Consider the following 18756-nt stretch of genomic DNA (forward strand, 5'->3'; position numbering starts at 1 on the left):
CGTGGCAAGGCCGGCCAGGCTTGCGCCGGCCGGCAGTGGTGCGAGCGCAAGCGTCATGCGCTTACTGCGCCAGTACCTCGAACGTCGCCACATAGCTGGCGCGACGCGAGGTGGCCTTGGGCACGCTGGCGTTCTTGTCTTCCAGCGTGGTTTCCAGCCAGTACATGCCGGCTGCAGGCCAGGTCACGCTGACTTCGCCATTCTTGTCGGTGGTCAGGTTCATCTCGTTCTGGGCATTGCGATAGCGGCTGCCGCCGGGAACGATCTCGATCTTCAGGTCGGCCGCGGGCTTGCCATCGAGGCTGAAGCGGAACTTGGCTGGCTCGCCGGCATACAGGTCGTTCGGATGCGTGACCGGCGTCATTTCCAGGCCCTTGCCGCTGGCCTTCAGCGCAGTGTCGTTCGGCTTGCCGGCGGTGGCGAACGTCTCGACGCGGCCTGTCGACTGGGTGATCTGCACGTTCTTGGCCTCGGCGGGAATGTCCTTGGCCAAGTCTTCGGCCTTGCCGCGCCAGCGCTTTTTCTCGCCGTTGAGTTCATAGCTGGCGGACAGGCCGTTGTTGACCAGGGCCACCTTGTAGGTGCCGTTCTTGTCCAGGTGCAGATCGAAGCTGGAGCGGAACTTGCCGGTGAACGGGTTTTCCGCCGTCGCCGCCGCACCGTCGGGCGCGGTGATGACCAGGTTGTCCAGGCGCAGCGGCACATGGTTGAAGTAGAACAGGTCGTTGGATACGGCGGCATCGACGGTGATCCACTGGTCCGGCGTCAGCACCGTGGCCGAGGGCAGCAGCCAGGCCTTGTGCGCATGGGCGGCGCCGGCGGCGAACAGGGCCAGTGCGAGGGCGGCGAGAGGGCGAATCGTCTTCATGGTTTTCTCCGGGAATCAGGGCGCGAGATCGAGCGAGACGGAACCCAGTTCCACTTCGCCCTTGGCATCGGCGTGGCTGGCGGCGGCCGGCGGCCACTGGAACGGAATACGCACGAGTTCATGGCCACCGACTTCGCGCGCGGCCTCGACCACCAGTTCGTACTTGCCCGGCTTGAGGCCGGCCAGCTGCGGCTGCTTGTCGTTGAAGCTGAGCCTGTGCACGCCGGCCGGGCGCGTCGCGCCGCTGACGCCGTCGATGGGCAAGGTGCTGCTGCGACCGCTGCGGCGCCACCACTGGCGCAGGTCGGCCAGCCATTTGCTGCCCTGTTCCTGCTTGCCGCTGCCCGCATCCTTGCCGGTCTTCTGCTGGTACCAGACAGCCAGGTTGGTCGCGACGCTGTTGTCCTCGTGCGCGACCCAGACCGCGATATACGGACGATGGTATTCGGCCACGTTGAGGTTCGGCACTTCCACGCCGACGTTGAGATCGGCGGCCGCAGCGCTGCCGGCGAGCAGTGCGCCTAGCGCACCGTAGAGCTTGAGTCTGATACGCATCTCTACCTCGTCAATGAATAAACAGGATCACCAGTAAAAAAGGCACTACCAGGCCGAGCGCCACCATGGGCCAGGTCGCCGGCCGCCGCGGCGCATGCAGCTGCAGCAGGAACAGGCCGGTGATGGCGAATACCAGGCAGGCCAGCGCGAAGATGTCGATGAACCAGGTCCAGGCCGCGCCGGTATTGCGCCCCTTGTGCAGATCGTTGAGCCAGGCAATCCAGCCGCGGTCGGTGCGTTCGTACTCGACCGCGCCGCTGGCCAGGTCGACGCTGGCCCAGGCATCGCCGCCGGGCCGCGGCAGCGAGATATACACCTCGTCCTCGCTCCACTCGGCCTGGCCGCCGGCAACGCGCACATCCAGGGCCTGCGCAAACCACTGCGCCAGTTCCGGCACTACTGCCTGCTTGCCTTCCAGTTTCAGCTGCTGCAGCGATTCGCGCAGCGGTGCTGGCAGTTCCGCCTTGCGGTTGCTGACCACAGGCTCGGCACCGATCTGGCTGGCGTGATTGAGGGTGATGCCGGTAAACGCGAACAGCAGCAGGCCGATCAGGCAGGCAGCCGAGGAAATCCAATGCCATTCGTGCAAGGTCTTCAACCACCAGGCGCGGCGTTGTGGATCGTTGGCCATGGAAGTCGGACGGCTCGCGCTACTGCGGCGCGCCGGGCAACGGCGCAAGGGCCGCGATTACAGCACAAATGAGAATCAGTCTCAATTCCACACATAACACGAAAGCCCCCGACGTTTGTCGCAGGCAATGCAGGCGACACCGCCACTGGCATCACGCCGGTAATGAACCGCCCATTCCTGCGCCTCAGCCAGCATATCGGCCTGCCGTTCCACGCCCGCGCCGGCAGGCCAACCATTCTGCACAGCCGCCCCCTGGCGTATTGCCCTGAAGCGGTGCGCCACTGACGCGCGCGATGCGGCTTTGTGCACAACTAGCCGATTTCAGTCCCAGCGATCGTCGCGCGTGAACACGGCGCCGTTTTCGGTCTTGACCGGAAACTTGGCGATGGGCTCGTACGCCGGCGGGCAGAGCACGGCGCCGCTGCGCAGGTCGAACCTGGCACCGTGGCGTATGCACTCGATGGTATAGCCCTCGACCGGGCCGCCGGCGAGTTCGCCGCCGTCATGGGTGCAGACATCTTCTACGGCGTACAGCTCGCCGTCGATATTGAACACGGCGATGGCGACATCGCCATCCCAGCCGATGCGGAATTCGCCGGGCAGCAGCTCGGCGGTGGCGCAGACGCGGATCCAGTTCTCGCTCATGGCGGCGGCGCGGCGAGAGGCTTCAGAGCCGCTTGGCCAGCACTTCGAACTGCAGGTCGTCGCGCTTGGGCAGGCCGAAGCGCGCGTCGCCGTAGGGGAAGGGCTTGAGCACGCCGGTGCGCACATAGCCGCGGCGTTCGTACCAGGCGATCAGGCTGTCGCGGATGGTGATCACGGTCATCTGCATTTCTGCGCAGTGCCATTCCACCGTGGCAATGCGTTCCGCCTCGGCCAGCACCAGCTTTCCGACGCCGCCGCCCTGCAGGCTGGGATCGACGGCGAACATGCCGAAATAGCCGATGTTGCGCCCCTGCTCCTGCAGCCGCTCGACATGGCAGCAGCACAGCAACTGGCCGTCGCGTTCGGCCAGCAGCACGCGGCTGTAGCCGCGTGCCAGCAATTCGGCGACAGAGCCCGGATCGGTGCGCTGACCATCGAGGAAGTCGGCTTCGGTCGTCCAGCCCTGCTTGCTCACGTCGCCGCGATAGGCCGACTCGACCAGGGCGACGATGGCATCGAGGTCGGCCACGGTGGCCGCGCGGAAGGTCAGCGGTGCAGATTCGGCAACAGCATTCATGCAGCGTCCTTTTCGGTTGTCGTATGCGCGTGGCCGGCCAGCGCCGCGGCCAGCGTAGCCCAGGGCAGCAGCGCACATTTGCGTCGCGCAGGATAGCGCGCCAGTTCGCCCAGCGCAGCGAGATCGCCCAGCGCCAGGCCAGCGGATTCGCCCTGCACCAGGGCCGTGAATTCCTGCTGCAGTGCGGCCAGCGCGGCCGCGTCCAGGCCTATTGCGCGCTCGCCCAGCAGCGAGGCGGTCGCCATGGCGATGGCGCAGCATTCGCCGCGGAAGGCGTAGTCGGCAATGCGGCCGTCGCGCAGCAGTATCTCGATCTGCAGCGAATCGCCGCACAGCGCATTCACGCCGTCGCAGCGATGGCTGGGCTGTTGCAGGCTGCCGAAACGGCGCGGCGCACGCTGGTGTGCCAGCACGATGTCGCGATACAGCGCCGGCGTGTCCATGCTCAGGCCAACAGGCGCCGGACCTTGTCCAGCGCGCGCACGAACGCATCGACTTCCTCGCGCGTGTTGTAGAACGCGAGCGAGGCGCGCGCCGTCGCCGGCACGCCGAAGAACTGCATCAGCGGATGCGCGCAGTGATGGCCCGAGCGCACGGCAACGCCTTCGTGGTCGAGCAGAGTGGCCACGTCGTGCGCGTGCACGCCTTCGATCAGGAACGACATCACCGCCGCACGCTGGCGCGCGCGGCCGAACAGGCGCAGTCCGGGCACGCTCTGCAGTGCCTCGGTCGCATAGGCCAGCAGTTCCGCCTCGTACGCCTGGATGGCGGCAATGCCCACATTTTCCACATAGTCAATGGCGGCACCCAGGCCGATGAAGCCGGCGATATTCGGCGTGCCTGCCTCGAACTTGTGCGGCGGATCGGCAAAGACCGTGCCGTCGAAACTGACCGTGCGGATCATCTCGCCGCCGCCGAAGAACGGCGGCATGGCGTCCAGGTGTTCGCGTTTCGCCCACAGTGCCCCGGTGCCGGTGGGGCCGAACAGCTTGTGCCCGGTCATGGCGTAGAAATCGCAGCCCAGCGCCTGCACATCGACGCGCTGGTGCGGACAGGCCTGCGAACCGTCGACCAGCAGCGGAATGCCGCGGGCGCGGCACAGCCGGGCGATCTCGGCCACCGGATTGACCGTGCCAATCACGTTCGACACGTGCGCAACGGCGGCCAGCTTCACCTTCGGCGTCAGCATCGCCTCGAAGCGGTCCAGCAGCAGCTCGCCGTCGGCACTGATCGGCGCGGCCTTGACGCTGGCGCCGCTGCGCGCCGCCACCAGCTGCCAGGGCACGATATTGGCGTGGTGCTCCATCTGCGTGACGAGGATTTCGTCACCCGGCTGCAGCCGCGGCAGCGCGTAGCTGTAGGCGACCAGGTTGATGGCCTGGGTCGTACCGCTGGTCAGAACGAGCTGGTCGCGGCTGGGCACATTGAGAAAGCGCGCCAGCTTGTCGCGCGCACCTTCGTAGGCCGCCGTAGCCTGTTCGCCCAGGCTGTGCACGGCACGCGCGACGTTGGCGGTGTATTCGCGGTAATAGCCGTCCACTGCATCGACCACTGCCTGCGGTTTCTGCGCGGTATTGGCATTGTCGAAGTAGACCAGCGGCTTGCCGTGCACGCTGCGGCGCAATACCGGAAAGTCGGCGCGCCAGCGTTGCGGATCGAAAGCAGAACTCATGCGGCTACCTCGGGCAGGCGGGCGGCGAGCAGCGCATCGATCTGTTCGCGCAAGGCGTCGTCATCCAGGTCGTCCAGCGCCACGCGGCAGAATGCCAGCGTCAGCAGAGTGCGCGCCTGCGCCTCGCCGACACCGCGGGAGCGCAGATAGAACAGCGCATTCGCATCGAGCTGGCCTACCGTCGCACCGTGGCTGGCCTGCACTTCATCGGCATGGATTTCCAGCACCGGCTGGGTATCGATTTCCGCATGTGGCGACAGCAGCAGGTTCTTGTTCGACAATTGTGCAGAAGTACCGTCGGCGCCGGCGCGGATCAGAATGCCGCCGTGGAAAACCGCTCGGCCACGGTCTGCACCGAGGCCACGCCAGGTCAGCTCGCAGCGCGTATCGCGCGCGATGTGGTCTATGCCCAGGCGCGTATCCAGATGGCGCCGGCCGTCGGCCAGCAGCACGCCATTGCTGCGCAGGCGCGCGCCGTTGCCCTGCAGCGCGATGTTCAGTTCATGCCGCGACAGTGCCGCACCCAGTTCGAGATCGGCACGCTGGTATTCCGCTGCGCCGGCGAGCACGCCTTCGGTGCGGGTGAACAGCGTCGCCGCCACGTCTTCGCACTGCACGCGCAGATGGCTCAGGCGCGCGCCGGGCTTGAGATGGACATGGCAGAGCGAGTTGACCAGGTGCGCCTGCGCGCCGGCGGACAGCTGGTGCTCGACCAGGCGCAGGCTGGCGCCCTCGCCGATGTCCACCAGGTGGCGCAGATGGACAGCGATATCCGTCGTGGTCGGCGCACCGACCATGACGACGGTGACCGGCTGCTCGCAGCGCGTGCCGGCGGCGACGCGCAGTACCAGTCCGTCCAGTGCGAAGGCCGCATTGAGGCGCGCGAAGGTGTCGTCGCTGGCGTCGAAGCGCCGTGCGAGGTGAGCCAGATCGCGTGCGTCGGCGCCCAGCAAGGCCTGCGACAGCGGCAGCAGTTCCACCCCGGCCGGCAAGCCGTCCAGGCGCGAATGCGCGGCAGCGAAGACGCCGTTGACGAAGACCAGGCGCGGCCCCTCGCCCGCCGGCAACACAGCCGGATCGATCTCGGCCAGCGCCGCCGCCGTGACGAACGGGCGCCGTTCCAGCGCACGCAGCGGCGTATAGCGCCAGCGTTCCGCACGTGCCGTGGGCAAGCCGTCGGCCAGCGCCGCGGCGAGGTGGGTACGGCGCGATTCGCCCAGCTGCGCTGCCTGCAGCGCAGCTGCGGGCAGCTGTGCAAAAGCCTGTTCCAGACTGGCCAGCAACGGCACGCTCATACGCCGCTGCGCTCCGGCAGGCGGCGTTCTTCCAGCCAGGCATAGCCTTGCTGTTCCAGCTTGTGCGCCAGGCTCTTGTCGCCACTTTCCACAATGCGGCCTTCTGCCAGCACATGGACGTAGTCGGGCACGATGTAGTCGAGCAGGCGCTGGTAGTGCGTGATCACCACGAACGCGCGCTCGGCGCTGCGCATATGGTTGACGCCTTCGGCGACCATCTTCAGGGCGTCGATGTCCAGGCCCGAATCGGTTTCGTCGAGTATGGCCAGGCGCGGCTCCAGCAGGGCCATCTGGAAAATCTCGTTGCGCTTCTTCTCGCCGCCGGAAAAGCCCGAATTGACCGCGCGGTGCAGCAGGTCGTCGGAAATATGCAGCACGCGCAGTTTTTCCCGCACGAGCTTGAGGAACTGCATCGAATCCAGTTCGGCCTCGTTGCGGTATTTGCGCTGCGCATTCAGCGCCGCCTTGAGGAAATAGGTGTTGTTGACGCCGGGAATCTCCACCGGGTACTGGAAAGCGAGGAACAGGCCTTCGGCGGCACGCTCTTCCGGCTCCAGCTGCAGCAGATCCTTGTCGCCGAAATCGACCGTACCGGCAGTGATTTCATAGCCTTCGCGCCCGGCCAGCACATTGCCCAGGGTCGACTTGCCCGCGCCGTTCGGCCCCATGATCGCGTGCACTTCGCCCGGCTTTACCGTCAGGCTCAGGCCTTTGAGGATTTCCTTGCCCGCGACGCGGACGTGGAGGTTTTCGATTTTGAGCATGTTAGTGTGGTATCTGCAATTCGATAGCGGAATTCGACGAAAAAGCCCGGCTGTTCATGCCGGACGCAATAGCGGTTCGAGTGCGGCAGGATTGGTGCGCTTGCCCAGAGCAAATCCCAGTTGGCGGAGCTCGCTCAGCACCATCGCCAACTCCGCCGGCTGCGGTCGCAACGGCACCAGCGCCTGAGCCAGCTTCGGATAGAAATGGCGACGCAGGAACCGGTTCTTGGCCAGATGCCCCTGCACCAGCACGGCAACGAAGGAAGCTAGACCAATGGCGGCGAGAAACATAGGCATCAATTCCTTGGCATCGCCGACCAGGAACAGGTCGAACAGCCAGAAAGCGCCGATAGGTACGGCGATGGCGGCCGCGATGGTCAACAGCAGCGGCAGATCGATATGGGTAGATTCGAAAGCCCGTTCGACAGCAGGCGCGAGGATCAGGAAAGGTTCCTTGATCAGGTGCTTGCGAGTAGCCGTGTCGATCACAGCATTGCCACGCCTGAGATCCTGTTCCAATTCGAGACGGCGCGCATAGCGCTCGGCCAATTCGGGATTAGTTGCGCGAATCAAATGACTGATCTGGTTCGATTCTGGCACCCGCTCCAGCGGATAGTCCTTGGCGATGTTGCTGTAGGCTTCGTGTTCGGCACCGAGCACGGTCTTACAGGTCAGGCAGAAACGTTCGAATCCAGCCAATTTGCCACCGCCGACGGAAACTCCATAGACATGACCGGCCATGCCGATACGACTCAGGCGAAAAGCCCGCGGACTACGGCACAGAGGGCAAAAATCGGCCACATAGCCGAGCCTCTTCTGTACACGCTTGGTACCCCAGAAAATGAACAAGATATTCCCCCCGGTTGTTCGATTCGGACGAACGCAACGCAGGACAGCCGGAAAAGGCCCCGGTCAGCCCACCGCGCCTTCCAGCGACACTTCCAGCAGCTTCTTTGCCTCGACAGCAAATTCCATCGGCAGCTCCTTGAAGACCTGCTTGCAGAAGCCGTCGACGATCATCGATACCGCGTCTTCCTCGCCCAGGCCGCGGGAACGGCAGTAGAACAGCTGGTCGTCGGAGATCTTCGAGGTGGTGGCCTCGTGCTCGACGATCGCGCTGGGGTGCTTGACCTCGATATAGGGGAAGGTGTGCGCGCCGCATTTCTTGCCGATCAGCAGCGAATCGCACTGGGTGTAGTTGCGCGCGCCTTCTGCACTTTTTTCTACTTTTACCAGACCGCGATAGCTGTTCTGGCCGCGTCCGGCGCTGATGCCCTTGGCGATGATCTTCGACTTGGTGTTCTTGCCGATGTGGATCATCTTGGTGCCGGTGTCGGCCTGCTGCGCGTGATGGGTCAGCGCGACCGAATAGAACTCGCCGGTGGAATCGTCGCCGCGCAATACGCAGCTGGGGTATTTCCAGGTGATGGCGGAACCGGTTTCGACCTGGGTCCAGGAAATCTTCGAACGCGCACCGCGGCAGTCGCCGCGCTTGGTCACGAAGTTGTAGATGCCGCCGACGCCGTTCTCGTCGCCGGGATACCAGTTCTGCACGGTGGAATACTTGATCTGCGCATCGTCCAGCGCGACCAGTTCCACCACCGCCGCGTGCAGCTGGTTCTCGTCGCGCTGCGGCGCGGTGCAGCCTTCCAGATAACTGACGTAGCTGCCTTCCTCGGCCACGATCAGGGTGCGTTCGAACTGGCCGGTGTTCATCGCGTTGATGCGGAAATACGTGCTCAGCTCCATGGGGCAGCGCACGCCCTTGGGAATGAACACGAAGGAACCGTCGGAAAACACCGCGCAATTCAATGCAGCGAAATAGTTGTCCGCCACCGGTACGACCGTGCCGAGATATTGCCGCACCAGGTCCGGATGGTTATGGATGGCTTCGGACATGGAACAGAAAATCACGCCGGCCTCGGCCAGCTCCTTGCGGAAGGTGGTGCCGACCGAGACCGAATCGAATACCGCATCGACGGCGATACCGGCGAGCTTGGCGCGCTCGTGCAGCGGCACGCCGAGCTTTTCGTAGGTTTCCAGCAGCTTGGGATCGACTTCGTCGAGCGACTTGGGCCTGGCCTTGGGCGCGGCGTAGTAGCTGACGGACTGGAAATCGATGGGACTGATTTTCAGCTTGGCCCAATGCGGCACCGGCATGGTCAGCCAGTGGCGATAGGCCTTGAGGCGCCAGTCGGTCATCCACTCCGGTTCGTTCTTCTTGGCCGAGAGCTGGCGGATGATGTCTTCCGACAGACCTGGCGGCAGGTATTCGGTTTCGATGTCGGTGACGAAACCGGCTTCGTAGCGCCGGTTCAGCGCGTTGTCGATGTCTGTGCGTTCGGTTGCCATTAGGCTGCCTAGTAGTTCTTCATGCCAGGGCGACGCGCAACGGCGTCGGCACAGGGCGCTTGGGCCCTGGCGGTTTCATCATATCGGCGAGGCTGACACTGGCCAGCGCGTCGGCAATGGCCTGGTTGATGCGTTGCCAGTTGCCGCGCACGCCACAATGGTGTTCGTGGCCGCAAAGGCCGCTGGTCACGCTGCATTCGGTCATGCCGATCGGCCCTTCCATCGCCACCACGATCTCGGCCACCGAGATGGATTCCGGAGCACGGCCAATGCGGTAGCCGCCGTTAACGCCGCGGAACGACTCGACCAGGCCGGCATGTCCGAGTTGCTTGAGCAGCTTGGACACCGTGGGGATTTCCAGCCTGGCCCGCTCAGCCAGTACCTGGGCGCTGAGCACGTCGTTGCCGGCCTCGGCAAGGACAGTCATCACCACGGTGGCATAGTCGGTAAGCTTGCTGACGCGAAGCATGAAGGGGGCCGGAGGGAAAGCGTACCGAAATGGTACGGTTTTGCGGCCAGGCGGGTCAATTCGCCCTGTGCGGCATAGGCAGGCCACGGCCAAGACGCAAGCCTGGCGCCATTGCCGGCAACGGAAAACGCCGGGCCTGGCGGCCGGGCGTCTAAGTTATCAATCGACTGCGCGAATGGCCCGGCCCGGCAGCACCAGGCCGACCGCGCTCAAGGCGAGCCGCCGTCCGGCAATTGCTGCTGAAACGGCCGATAGGTGAACCAGGTCAGGAAAACCAGACCATTGCCGTCGGTATCCAGCACGAAGCCTTCGCCGTCACGGCTGGGCCCGCCATACCAGGCGCCTTGCAGCCAGCTGCTGTCCGGCGTGCCGGCGATGCCGGTGCGCTGGCAGGCAGCGACTTGCGGGTTGCTCAGATTGCGCTGGATGCGGTAGCCGCCGCTGCCGAAATTGCCGGAATCCTCACCCGTCGAGGTCCAGCGCATTTCCGCTTCGGTGCAACTGAGGAAGTTCAGCGAAATCGAGCCCCAGCGCGGCTTGGTCACAAAGCTGGGATCGAAATCCTCGCCGAAACTGCCACCGACTGCGGTATGCGCCTCCATGTCCACTGTTGTGCCGGACAGGCGGCCCAGCGCAGTCACCCAGTACTGCGAGCCGAGCACGCGGGCATTGGGCTGCGGGTCCGGGTCCAGCCCCGACAGCACGACGGCGATATAGGTCGGGCCGGACAGGCCGCCAGCCCCTACCCGAATGAACAGCGACTTCTCCTCGCCGGTTTCCGCATCGATCTTGAGCACGCCCGACCCCATGCTGCCGCTGCCGGCGACCAGCAAGGTGGTGGGGTCGAACCAGGCAATGCCCGTCGGCGTGTTGATGCTGGTGCTGATCACCTTGTCCAGGGTGCCGCTGGGATAGTTGTAGCGCAGGATCTGGTTGGACCGCTCGCCCGTCACATACAGCTTGGTCGCGTCCAGCGACAGCAGCAGGCCGCGGGTGGCGCGCAGGCCGTCGGCACGCGGCGCGACCAGTTGCCGGTAGCTGCGCGTGGCCAGATTGAAACCCACGACATTGTTGCTGTCGTAGCCGGGAATCAGCAGTTCGCCCTGCGGTGCGTAGATCAGGCCGTTGTCCGGCCCCTTGAGCAGGCTGAGCCCGGCCAGCGGCATGTTTTCGCTGGCGCCTGTGGCGATGCTGTAGCGGCGCAGCGCACTGGTCGAATAGCTGCCCAGATACACGTCTCCGTCGTTCGTAAAGGCCAGGCCGGTCACGCCGAACGGCGCGCCGACGCTGGCGAAGGTGTCGGAAAACGCCAGCGTCTTCAGGTCGTAGCGCAGTATCGTGCCGGCGCCCTCGCTGACCACCCACAGCTTGCCGTCCGGCCCGGCCTTGACGGCCTGGGCGCCCTGGATACGGCCGCTGTCGTCCAGATTGCGCAGGAATTGCCCGGTGCAGGCATCATAGACATGCACATTGCTGTAATAGCCACTGACCAGGACACGGACGCCCTTGCAGTCCTGTGCCTGTGCGCACGAAAGGAAGAGAAACAGTGAAATCAGGACCGCCCAACGCCCCAGCCCATTGCCTGTGTTGCTCATATCGATGCTCCTCGCACTACGGTGAGGCTGCAGCGTGGCGACGGGCGCGCGGCGGCGTCCTGCGCAACACCTTCGCCAGCTGTGCGCAAAACCGCGGCCCTTTGCAATCAGTCGCTTACGCATGATTGGCGGCGCAAACTCCACTCCCGACGCCGTGCCCCTGCGCTTCCGCCTGGGCGAATGGCTGGTCGATGCGCCCAATCACGAACTCATCGCCGCTGCCGGCCGCGTACGCCTGCAGCCACGACAGATGCAATTGCTGCTGCGCCTGGCGCGCGAAGCGGGCCAGGTGGTACGCCGCGAACAACTGCTGGAAGACGTCTGGGAAGGCCGCTACGTCAATGACGAAGCCCTGTCCCGCGCCATGGCCGAGCTGCGCCAGCTGCTGGCCGACGACCCGCGCTCGCCGCGCTATATCGAGACCGTGCCCAAGCTGGGCTACCGGCTGATTACCCTGCCGCAGAGCGATGCCGCGCCCGCAGTTTCCGCAACATCGCCGATATCCGCCAAGGCAGCCGGCAGCGACCCGGGGCTGGACGCGAGCGGTCTGCCGCGTACCGATCCGCGCCTGCAGCGGCGCACTTTCACCACCAGCCTGATCGTCGGCGGCGTCGTTGTCGCCCTGGTCGCCTTGCTCGCGCTGACCCTGCCGCAGCCGCCCGGCGCCGATCACGCCGCCGCCGACCTGCGCGGCCGCGTCGATCGCGCCCGGCCGTTCGCGCTGGAACCCGGCTTCGACCAGAGTGCACGCTTTTCCCGCGACGGCCACTGGATAGCCTGGTCGGCGTCCGATCCGGAACTGGGCCGTGCGCATATCTGGATCGGCTCGCGCGACAGCCAGACCCGGCGCGTCCTCAGCGAAGGCACCGCCTGGGACATGTCGCCCGTATTCGTCGACGGCGACAGCAGCGTGATCTTCCTGCGCTACACCGCCAACAGCTGCGAGCTGCGCGAACAGAAAGTCATCGCCAGCCAGTCGCGCCTGATCGGCAGCTGCGCGCCGCCGCCGACGACCAGCCGCATCGATGTGTCGCCCGACGGACGCCAGGTCGTGTTCGCCCAGAGCGTCGGCCCCGGCCGTACCGGCCTGGCCCTGCTGGAACGTGCCAGCGGCAAGGTCAGCACATTGACCGATCCCGGCGATCTGGCCCTGACCGACCAGAACCCGCGTTTTTCCAGCGACGGCAGCCAGTTGGTCTTCACGCGCGGCCAGCACAGCCAGCAGCGTCTGTGGCTGTTGCCGCTGTCGGCGCCGGCACGGGCGCGCATGCTGGTCGACGCAAGCGGCCTGCTGTACGGGGCTGCCTGGCTGCCCGGCGATACCGCCGTGATACTGGCCGGCGACCTGTTCGGCTATCGCGCGCTGTACCGGGCCGACTCAGCCACCGGCGCACTGGAATTCCTCGGCGCGCGCGGCGCGCGCTATCCCGATGTCGCCGGTGACGGCGCACTGCTTTACGAAGTGGCCGACTACCAGGCCAATCTCTGGCGCGCCGACCTGCGCGATCCACACGCCGCGCCGCAGCCGATCACCCAGTCGCAGCGCTACAACAACCAGCCATTCTTTGCGCCGGATGCGAGCCGGCTGGCTTTTGCCTCCAACCGCGACGGCCTGGAAGCGCTGTACCTGGCCCAGCCGGACGGCAGCGGCGTGCAGCGGCTGGCGCTGGACCCGGGCCAGCGCTGGGTGCGGCCAAGCTGGCATCCGAACGGCGACCGCCTGCTGGTCACGGCGATCCTCAATCGCAGCAACGGCACCGAATGCCTGCCCTATGCCTGCAGCAGCGAGCATAGCGCCATGTTCCTGTACGACCTGGCCGCGCACCGGGCCGAGCCGGTGCCAGGACTGGGCACTGATGCGCGTTACGGCCAGTACAGCAGCGACGGCAGCGCGATCTACTTCCTGCGCCGCGGCAACGAGCGCGACCAGCTCTGGCGCGCCGCCGCCGACGGCAGCGGTGCGCGCCTGGTCCTCGACGCCAATGTGGAAAACTTCACCCTCGACGAGCAGCACCTCGTCGTCGACGTGGCCACCGAAGCCGGCCTGCGCCTGTGCAACCTGGACGGCAAGAGCTGCCGCGTCATCCTGGACAAGGCCGAACTCTCCGGCGCCATGCCCGACAACACCTACGCGGTACTGCGCAACGGTGCACTGCTGTTTGTCGCCCGCGACAGCGACGGCAAGCGCCATCTGCAGCGCTACGACATCGCCAGCGGCCGCATCGTCGAACTGCTCGCCGATGCACCCACTACCTTCGCGCCAGCAGTAGACCTCAGCCCCGACGGACGCTGGCTGGTGTATGCGCGCAACGACCGCGTCGTGATCGACCTGTATCTGGGCGAGACGCGCGCGCCCGCCGGCCCCGCAGCTGCAACGCACTGAACACGACAGCCCCATGAATTCCCGACTCGAAGCCTTGCGCGCGTTCGCCGCCGCCCATGCGGCCGACCCGGCCAGCCTGCGGCCTGCCTCCAACGATGCGAGTTTCCGCAGCTACTGGCGCGTGCAGCGCGGCAGCGAAAGCCTGATCGTGATGGACTCGCCAACCGACAAGGAACCCTTACAGCCCTGGCTGGACATGGGCCAGCGCCTGGCGGGTGCCGGCCTGCATGTGCCGCGCGTCCAGGCCGCCGATCTGGAACAAGGCCTGCTGCTGATCGAAGACCTGGGTACGCGCCCCCTGCTGGCCGAACTGAATGCGCACAGCGTCGATGCGCTGTATGCCGATGCGCTGGCAGCGCTGCTGCAGATGCAGACGCGCGTGCGCGGTGACGACATCGAAGCCTATTCCGCCGCGCGATTTACTCTGGAGCTGGAATACCTGCCCGAGTGGCTGCTGCAGCGTCATCTCGGTCAAACGCTGGACTGCACCGGCTGGGACGTGCTGGAACTCGCCTTCCGCCGCATCCTCGATGTGCTGGCCGAACAGCCCCAGGTGTTCGTGCACCGCGACTTCCACAGCCGCAACCTGATGATCACGACGCGGCATTCGCCCGGCATCATCGATTTCCAGGGCGCGCTGTACGGCCCGCTCACCTACGACCTGGCCTCGCTGCTGCGCGACTGCTACATCGCCTGGCCGCCGGCGCAGGTCGACGGCTGGCGCGAAGACTATCGCCAGCGCGTGGTCGCCGCCGGGCTCACCACGGCCGATGCGGCACAGTTCCGCCGCTGGTTCGACTACACCGGCCTGCAGCGGCACATCAAGGTGCTGGGGCTGTTCTGCCGCCTGTGCTATCGCGACAGCAAGCCGCAGTACCTCGACGATCTGCCGCTGGTATTGCACTACGTACTTGAAGTGTCGGCGGCGTATGCAGAGCTGGCCGACTTCGCCGCCCTGCTCCGCCGCGCAACCGCCGGCATCGACCTGCGCCAGCAGCGCGCGGCCGGGCTGTCCGCATGAAGGCGCTGATTTTCGCCGCCGGCAAGGGCGAGCGCATGCGCCCACTGACCGAACACACGCCCAAGCCGCTGCTGTACGCCGGCGGCAAGCGCCTGATCGAACGCCATCTGGAACGGCTGGCCGCCCTGGGCGTGAACAACGTGGTGATCAATACCTCGTGGCTGGCCGCGCAGTTTCCGGCCGCCCTGGGCGACGGCACCCGCTGGGGCCTGCGCCTGCACTACAGCGAAGAAGGCGCCGAACCGCTGGAAACCGGCGGCGGCATGTACCGCGCGCTGGCGCTGCTTGGCGAGGACACGCCGTTCCTCGCCGTCAACGGCGATATTTTTTGCGATATGGATCTGTCGCAATTGCACCTGGATGCGAACGACCTGGCTACGCTGGTGCTGGTCGACAATCCCGATCACCACCTACGCGGCGATTTCCACTTTGCCGCCGGACGCCTGCACAGCGAAAGCAGCAGCGCGACGCAAAGCCTGACCTTCGCCGGCATCGGCCTGTACCGCCCGGCCCTGCTCGACGGCTGGCGCGAAACCATCGGCGACAGCGCCGGCGCGCAGGCGCAGCCGCCACGCTTCAAGCTGGCGCCGCTGCTGTACAAGGCGATCGCCCAGGGCCGCGTCGCCGGTCTGCACCATCGTGGCAGCTGGATCGACGTGGGCACACCGCAACGCCTGGCTGAACTCGATACGACGCTGAAAGCCGGCACATGAACACGCACCGCCGCTACTGCTCCGTCGCACTGCTCTGCAGCGCGCTCGCCGCCTGCTCACCGCAAAATCCGCCCGCCGCTGTCGCCAGCAGCACGCCGGCGGACACCGTCAATCCCATCGACCTGCTGCATTACGACATCCAGCTGCAACCCGACCTGGCCACGGCCACGGTGCGCGGCAGGGTGGTATTGCGCCTGCGCCTGCAGGCCGACGTTGCCGATCACCTGCTGCTCGACAGCGACGGGCTGGCGATCGATGCCGCAAGGCTGGACGGCGAAGCGGTGACGACGCTGGCCGCCGGCAAGCAGCTGCAGGTCATGCTGCCGCGGCCGCGCCAGCGCGGCGAACTGCTCGACATCGAGCTGCGCTACCACGGCAAACCGCGCTTCGGCCTGCAGTTTCCCGCCGACCAGGCGCAGTTGTATACGATTTTTTCCACGCAGCAATGGGTACCCGGCATTGCCCGGCCCGGCGAACGTGCGGGCTTCGACCTGCGTGTCATCCTGCCCGGCGATTTCGGCGCCGCCGCCAGTGGCGAGCTGGTTTCGAGCGAAAATCTCGACAGCGGGCGGCAGATATTCCACTGGCGCCAGACGCGGCCGATCCCGGCCTATGTGATGGGCTTCGTCGCCGGCAAATTCGACTCCGCGCAGTGGTACGACGACACGCTATTCTTCAACGCCTACAGCGCCAGCCTTGGCCAGGAAGAACTGCGCCGCGTATTCGCCGACAGCAGCGACATGCTGGCCTATTTCGCCCGCCGCGCCGGCGTCGCCTACCCGTACCGCGAATACTCCCAGGCACTGGTCAGCGAGACCATCGGCCAGGAACTGGCTGGTCTGGCCCTGTATTCCGATGCTTACGGCCGCCGCGTACTGGAACAACCCGAGTCCGTCGGACTGATCGCCCATGAAGCCGCCCACCAGTGGTGGGGCAACGAAGTCACTTGCCGCGACTGGACCGACTTCTGGCTCAACGAAGGCTTTGCCACCTTCATGGCAGCGACCTACCTGGAACATCGCTTCGGCCGCGAAGCCTATCTGCGCCAGGTGGAAGGCTGGCGCAAGCGCGTGGACGAACTCGTCGCCGCAGGCAAGGACAAGCCGCTGCACTTTGCCGACTGGAACCAGCCGTCGGCGGACGATCGTGCCGTGGTCTACCAGAAAGGCGCCTATTTCCTCCACCAGCTGCGCGAGCACCTGGGCGAGGACGCGTTCTGGCGCGGCATCGCGTTGTATACGAAAAAACATTTCGGCACGGCAGTCGACAGCGCCGACTTCGTCGCGGCAATGCGTGCGGTCGCGCCGGCCGAACACTCCGGCTTTATCAATGCAGCGATCTACGGCCCGCGGTGACGCAAGCGGGTGCGCCTAGCATCGGTGCCGCACTCGTAGGGCGTAATGAGCGCAGCGAATGGCGCCGCACAATCCCTGCCGTACCGCGCATGTGAAGTCTGCGATGGTGCAATTCGCTGCGCTCATCGTACCCTACGAAGCAGGCAGTGCTTGCGTCGGAAGCGTGCTGCGCGACGGGTCCGAGAGATAGCCGATGCGGCGCTCAGGCCACGCCGAGCAGACGCCGTCGCAACGGCATCGCCGCCGCATTCTGCCGGCCGAGAATCTGCGCCGCCACCGCTTCGCCCGACTCCAGTCCGCCTTCCATGAAGCCCTGGTTGTCGGGCGAACAGTGTTCGCCGGCAAAGTACAGGTTTCCACTATTCGGTGCGATATGTTCGCGAATCGTCGTCCAGTCGCCGGGAGCGAAGCAGGCATAGCTGCCCTGGGTCCAGCGGAAACTCGGCCAGTGGAAGCGCGCCTCGCGCGCAGTGCCGCGGCTGGCGAGCAGGCCGGGGAATGCGGCTTCCAGCTGTGCCGTGGCCTGGTCGGCCTGCTGTTTCGGCGTGCCGCTGCCGATGTCCACGCCATGCTGGCCGCCGGTGAAATTGGTCAGGATGCCAGCCGCGCCGGCCTGGCGCCGGCTGGTTTCCCAGGTGGTCTGCGGGCCCAGGTCGCACATCAGGCTGCCGTTGCTGCGCGGCCCTTCGCGCCAGACACGCCGCTCGTAGCCGATCATCAGCTTGGCATTGGTGCCGTAGCGCAGGCGCGCTATCGCTTCGCGCTTGGGCGCCGGCAGGTCGAGATCCAGCTTCACCTCGCGCAAGGTGGTGAACGGAATCGCCAGAATCACCTGCGTCGCCTGCACTTCGAAACTCGCGTTGCCACGGCGCAGCGACAGCGTATAGCGCCCCGTGGCGGACTGGCGCAGCGCTTCCAGCACGCAGCCGGTTTCCACGGCGGTGCCAAGCTTTTCGCCCAGCGCGGTTGTCACGCGGTCGTTGCCGCCAGTCACGTGATAGCGCTCGTCGCTGTCGCCGAACAGTTTGAATTTTTCCGTATCCGGTTCAATGAAGGTGAGCAGGTTCAGTGCCGACTGCTCGGCGCATTCCAGACCCATTTCGGTGGTATAGGCCACGTCGAGCAATTCGCCGAGCCAGCCGTCGGCGCCGTTCTGCGCGAACCAGTCGCGTAGCGAAAGGCGGTCCAGCGACCTGATCGCCGCGCTGCTGGACGAATCGATCTCGCCGTCGCCGATCACAGCCTGGTCACGTGCAATGGCCGCGGCTACGGGGACGAAAGCCTGCAGGATCTCGTGCTCGCTGCGCGCCGCGCCGCCGAAATACCAGGAATCACTCAGGCCCGGTGTCTCGGTGCCGATCAGGTCGTCCAGGTGCAGGCCCAGCTCGGCCACCAGCCGGTGCATGCGCTCGTGACCGCTGTCGATCAGCTCGCCGCCCAGCTCGCACACCTGCTGGTCGGCGAAATGATCGCGCAGGCTGTAGATGCGTCCGCCGACGCGGTTCTGTGCCTCGAACACGCGTACGTCCCTGTGCGCCCGGCGCAGCTGCCAGGCAGCGCTGAGACCAGCGATGCCGGCGCCGATGACGACCACGGGGTCGCCGCCCTCGCGCCGTTGCGGCAGCGGCGTACACGCGCCCACTGCCAGCGCCGACGCCGCCAGCGCGCCCTGCTGCAGGAATCGCCGTCGCGCCGCGCGCCGTTCGTCGGCCTGCTGCAGAACTTCATCCAGCGCAACGCCACGATGGGCGGCGCTGCGGGCGATGGCATAGGCGCGCGCCAGCAGGCGCGCCAACGGTGTGCGAGTCATGCGAAGCCCCCTTCCCAGAGTGGCCGATGTATACCTTATTCGCGCCCGCCG

Annotated in this window: 18 protein-coding genes; 4 read left to right on the top strand and 14 right to left on the bottom strand. The window is 66.0% G+C overall.

Annotated features, from left to right (window positions below; genetic code table 11):
• Nucleotides 1-61: 61 nt before the first annotated feature.
• The 13 genes from DFR29_RS00315 to DFR29_RS00375 form a co-directional block, all read right to left on the bottom strand.
• Complete coding sequence (locus tag DFR29_RS00315; protein WP_133816560.1) at nucleotides 62-868, bottom strand: DUF4198 domain-containing protein; 807 nt, start codon at nucleotides 866-868, stop codon at nucleotides 62-64.
• Nucleotides 869-883: 15 nt separating this feature from the next.
• Nucleotides 884-1417 carry a DUF2271 domain-containing protein gene (locus DFR29_RS00320; protein WP_425598814.1) on the bottom strand — a complete coding sequence of 178 codons (534 nt, stop codon included), beginning with the start codon at nucleotides 1415-1417 and terminating at the stop codon, nucleotides 884-886.
• A 16-nt stretch (nucleotides 1418-1433) separates the two neighbouring features.
• On the bottom strand, nucleotides 1434-2054 hold the full coding sequence (locus DFR29_RS00325) for a PepSY-associated TM helix domain-containing protein (protein ID WP_133816562.1): 621 nt from the start codon (nucleotides 2052-2054) through the stop codon (nucleotides 1434-1436).
• Nucleotides 2055-2375: 321 nt separating this feature from the next.
• Nucleotides 2376-2699, bottom strand: coding sequence for a non-heme iron oxygenase ferredoxin subunit (locus tag DFR29_RS00330; protein ID WP_133816563.1), 324 nt, complete (start codon nucleotides 2697-2699; stop codon nucleotides 2376-2378).
• A gap of 22 nt (nucleotides 2700-2721) precedes the next feature.
• On the bottom strand, nucleotides 2722-3276 hold the full coding sequence (locus DFR29_RS00335; RefSeq protein WP_133816564.1) for a GNAT family N-acetyltransferase: 555 nt from the start codon (nucleotides 3274-3276) through the stop codon (nucleotides 2722-2724).
• On the bottom strand, nucleotides 3273-3719 hold the full coding sequence (sufU, locus tag DFR29_RS00340; protein ID WP_133816565.1) for a Fe-S cluster assembly sulfur transfer protein SufU: 447 nt from the start codon (nucleotides 3717-3719) through the stop codon (nucleotides 3273-3275). Before sufU ends, DFR29_RS00335 begins: the two co-directional genes overlap by 4 nt.
• 2 nt (nucleotides 3720-3721) lie before the next feature.
• Nucleotides 3722-4948, bottom strand: a complete 1227-nt coding sequence (locus DFR29_RS00345) for a cysteine desulfurase (protein WP_133816566.1) — start codon at nucleotides 4946-4948, stop codon at nucleotides 3722-3724.
• Nucleotides 4945-6243 carry a Fe-S cluster assembly protein SufD gene (gene sufD / locus DFR29_RS00350; protein WP_133816567.1) on the bottom strand — a complete coding sequence of 433 codons (1299 nt, stop codon included), beginning with the start codon at nucleotides 6241-6243 and terminating at the stop codon, nucleotides 4945-4947. The genes DFR29_RS00345 and sufD overlap by 4 nt, the downstream gene beginning before the upstream one ends.
• Nucleotides 6240-7007, bottom strand: coding sequence for a Fe-S cluster assembly ATPase SufC (gene sufC / locus DFR29_RS00355; RefSeq protein ID WP_133816568.1), 768 nt, complete (start codon nucleotides 7005-7007; stop codon nucleotides 6240-6242). The genes sufD and sufC overlap by 4 nt, the downstream gene beginning before the upstream one ends.
• Before the next feature lie 54 nt (nucleotides 7008-7061).
• Nucleotides 7062-7856, bottom strand: coding sequence for a hypothetical protein (locus DFR29_RS00360; RefSeq protein ID WP_133816569.1), 795 nt, complete (start codon nucleotides 7854-7856; stop codon nucleotides 7062-7064).
• Between the two features lie 63 nt (nucleotides 7857-7919).
• The gene (gene sufB, locus DFR29_RS00365) at nucleotides 7920-9359 is read right to left on the bottom strand and encodes a Fe-S cluster assembly protein SufB (protein ID WP_133816570.1); all 1440 of its coding nucleotides are present in this window, start codon (nucleotides 9357-9359) and stop codon (nucleotides 7920-7922) included.
• A 19-nt stretch (nucleotides 9360-9378) separates the two neighbouring features.
• Entirely contained in the window at nucleotides 9379-9828 is a 450-nt protein-coding gene (locus tag DFR29_RS00370; RefSeq protein ID WP_133816571.1) for an SUF system Fe-S cluster assembly regulator, read from the bottom strand.
• A gap of 209 nt (nucleotides 9829-10037) precedes the next feature.
• Nucleotides 10038-11423: a Vgb family protein gene (locus tag DFR29_RS00375; RefSeq protein WP_133816572.1), complete on the bottom strand. Its 1386-nt coding sequence runs from the start codon at nucleotides 11421-11423 to the stop codon at nucleotides 10038-10040.
• Between the two features lie 121 nt (nucleotides 11424-11544).
• Here DFR29_RS00375 and DFR29_RS00380 point away from each other — a divergent pair, with 121 nt between their 5' ends.
• Genes DFR29_RS00380 through DFR29_RS00395 form a run of 4 tightly spaced genes read left to right on the top strand, consistent with a single transcriptional unit; the run spans nucleotide 11545 to nucleotide 16895 of the window.
• Entirely contained in the window at nucleotides 11545-13806 is a 2262-nt protein-coding gene (locus tag DFR29_RS00380; protein ID WP_133816573.1) for a winged helix-turn-helix domain-containing protein, read from the top strand.
• Nucleotides 13807-13819: 13 nt separating this feature from the next.
• Nucleotides 13820-14827: an aminoglycoside phosphotransferase family protein gene (locus DFR29_RS00385; RefSeq protein WP_133816574.1), complete on the top strand. Its 1008-nt coding sequence runs from the start codon at nucleotides 13820-13822 to the stop codon at nucleotides 14825-14827.
• Nucleotides 14824-15540, top strand: coding sequence for an N-acetylmuramate alpha-1-phosphate uridylyltransferase MurU (murU, locus tag DFR29_RS00390; RefSeq protein ID WP_133816575.1), 717 nt, complete (start codon nucleotides 14824-14826; stop codon nucleotides 15538-15540). The genes DFR29_RS00385 and murU overlap by 4 nt, the downstream gene beginning before the upstream one ends.
• The gene (locus DFR29_RS00395; protein ID WP_133816576.1) at nucleotides 15537-16895 is read left to right on the top strand and encodes a M1 family metallopeptidase; all 1359 of its coding nucleotides are present in this window, start codon (nucleotides 15537-15539) and stop codon (nucleotides 16893-16895) included. The genes murU and DFR29_RS00395 overlap by 4 nt, the downstream gene beginning before the upstream one ends.
• Before the next feature lie 202 nt (nucleotides 16896-17097).
• On the opposite strand, the gene DFR29_RS00400 is transcribed toward DFR29_RS00395, so the two are convergent.
• Nucleotides 17098-18705: a flavin monoamine oxidase family protein gene (locus DFR29_RS00400; RefSeq protein WP_133816577.1), complete on the bottom strand. Its 1608-nt coding sequence runs from the start codon at nucleotides 18703-18705 to the stop codon at nucleotides 17098-17100.
• Nucleotides 18706-18756 lie beyond the last annotated feature (51 nt).

The sequence above is a fragment of the Tahibacter aquaticus genome, from assembly GCF_004363655.1.
In the GTDB taxonomy this organism is placed as follows: Bacteria; Pseudomonadota; Gammaproteobacteria; order Xanthomonadales; family Rhodanobacteraceae; genus Tahibacter; species Tahibacter aquaticus.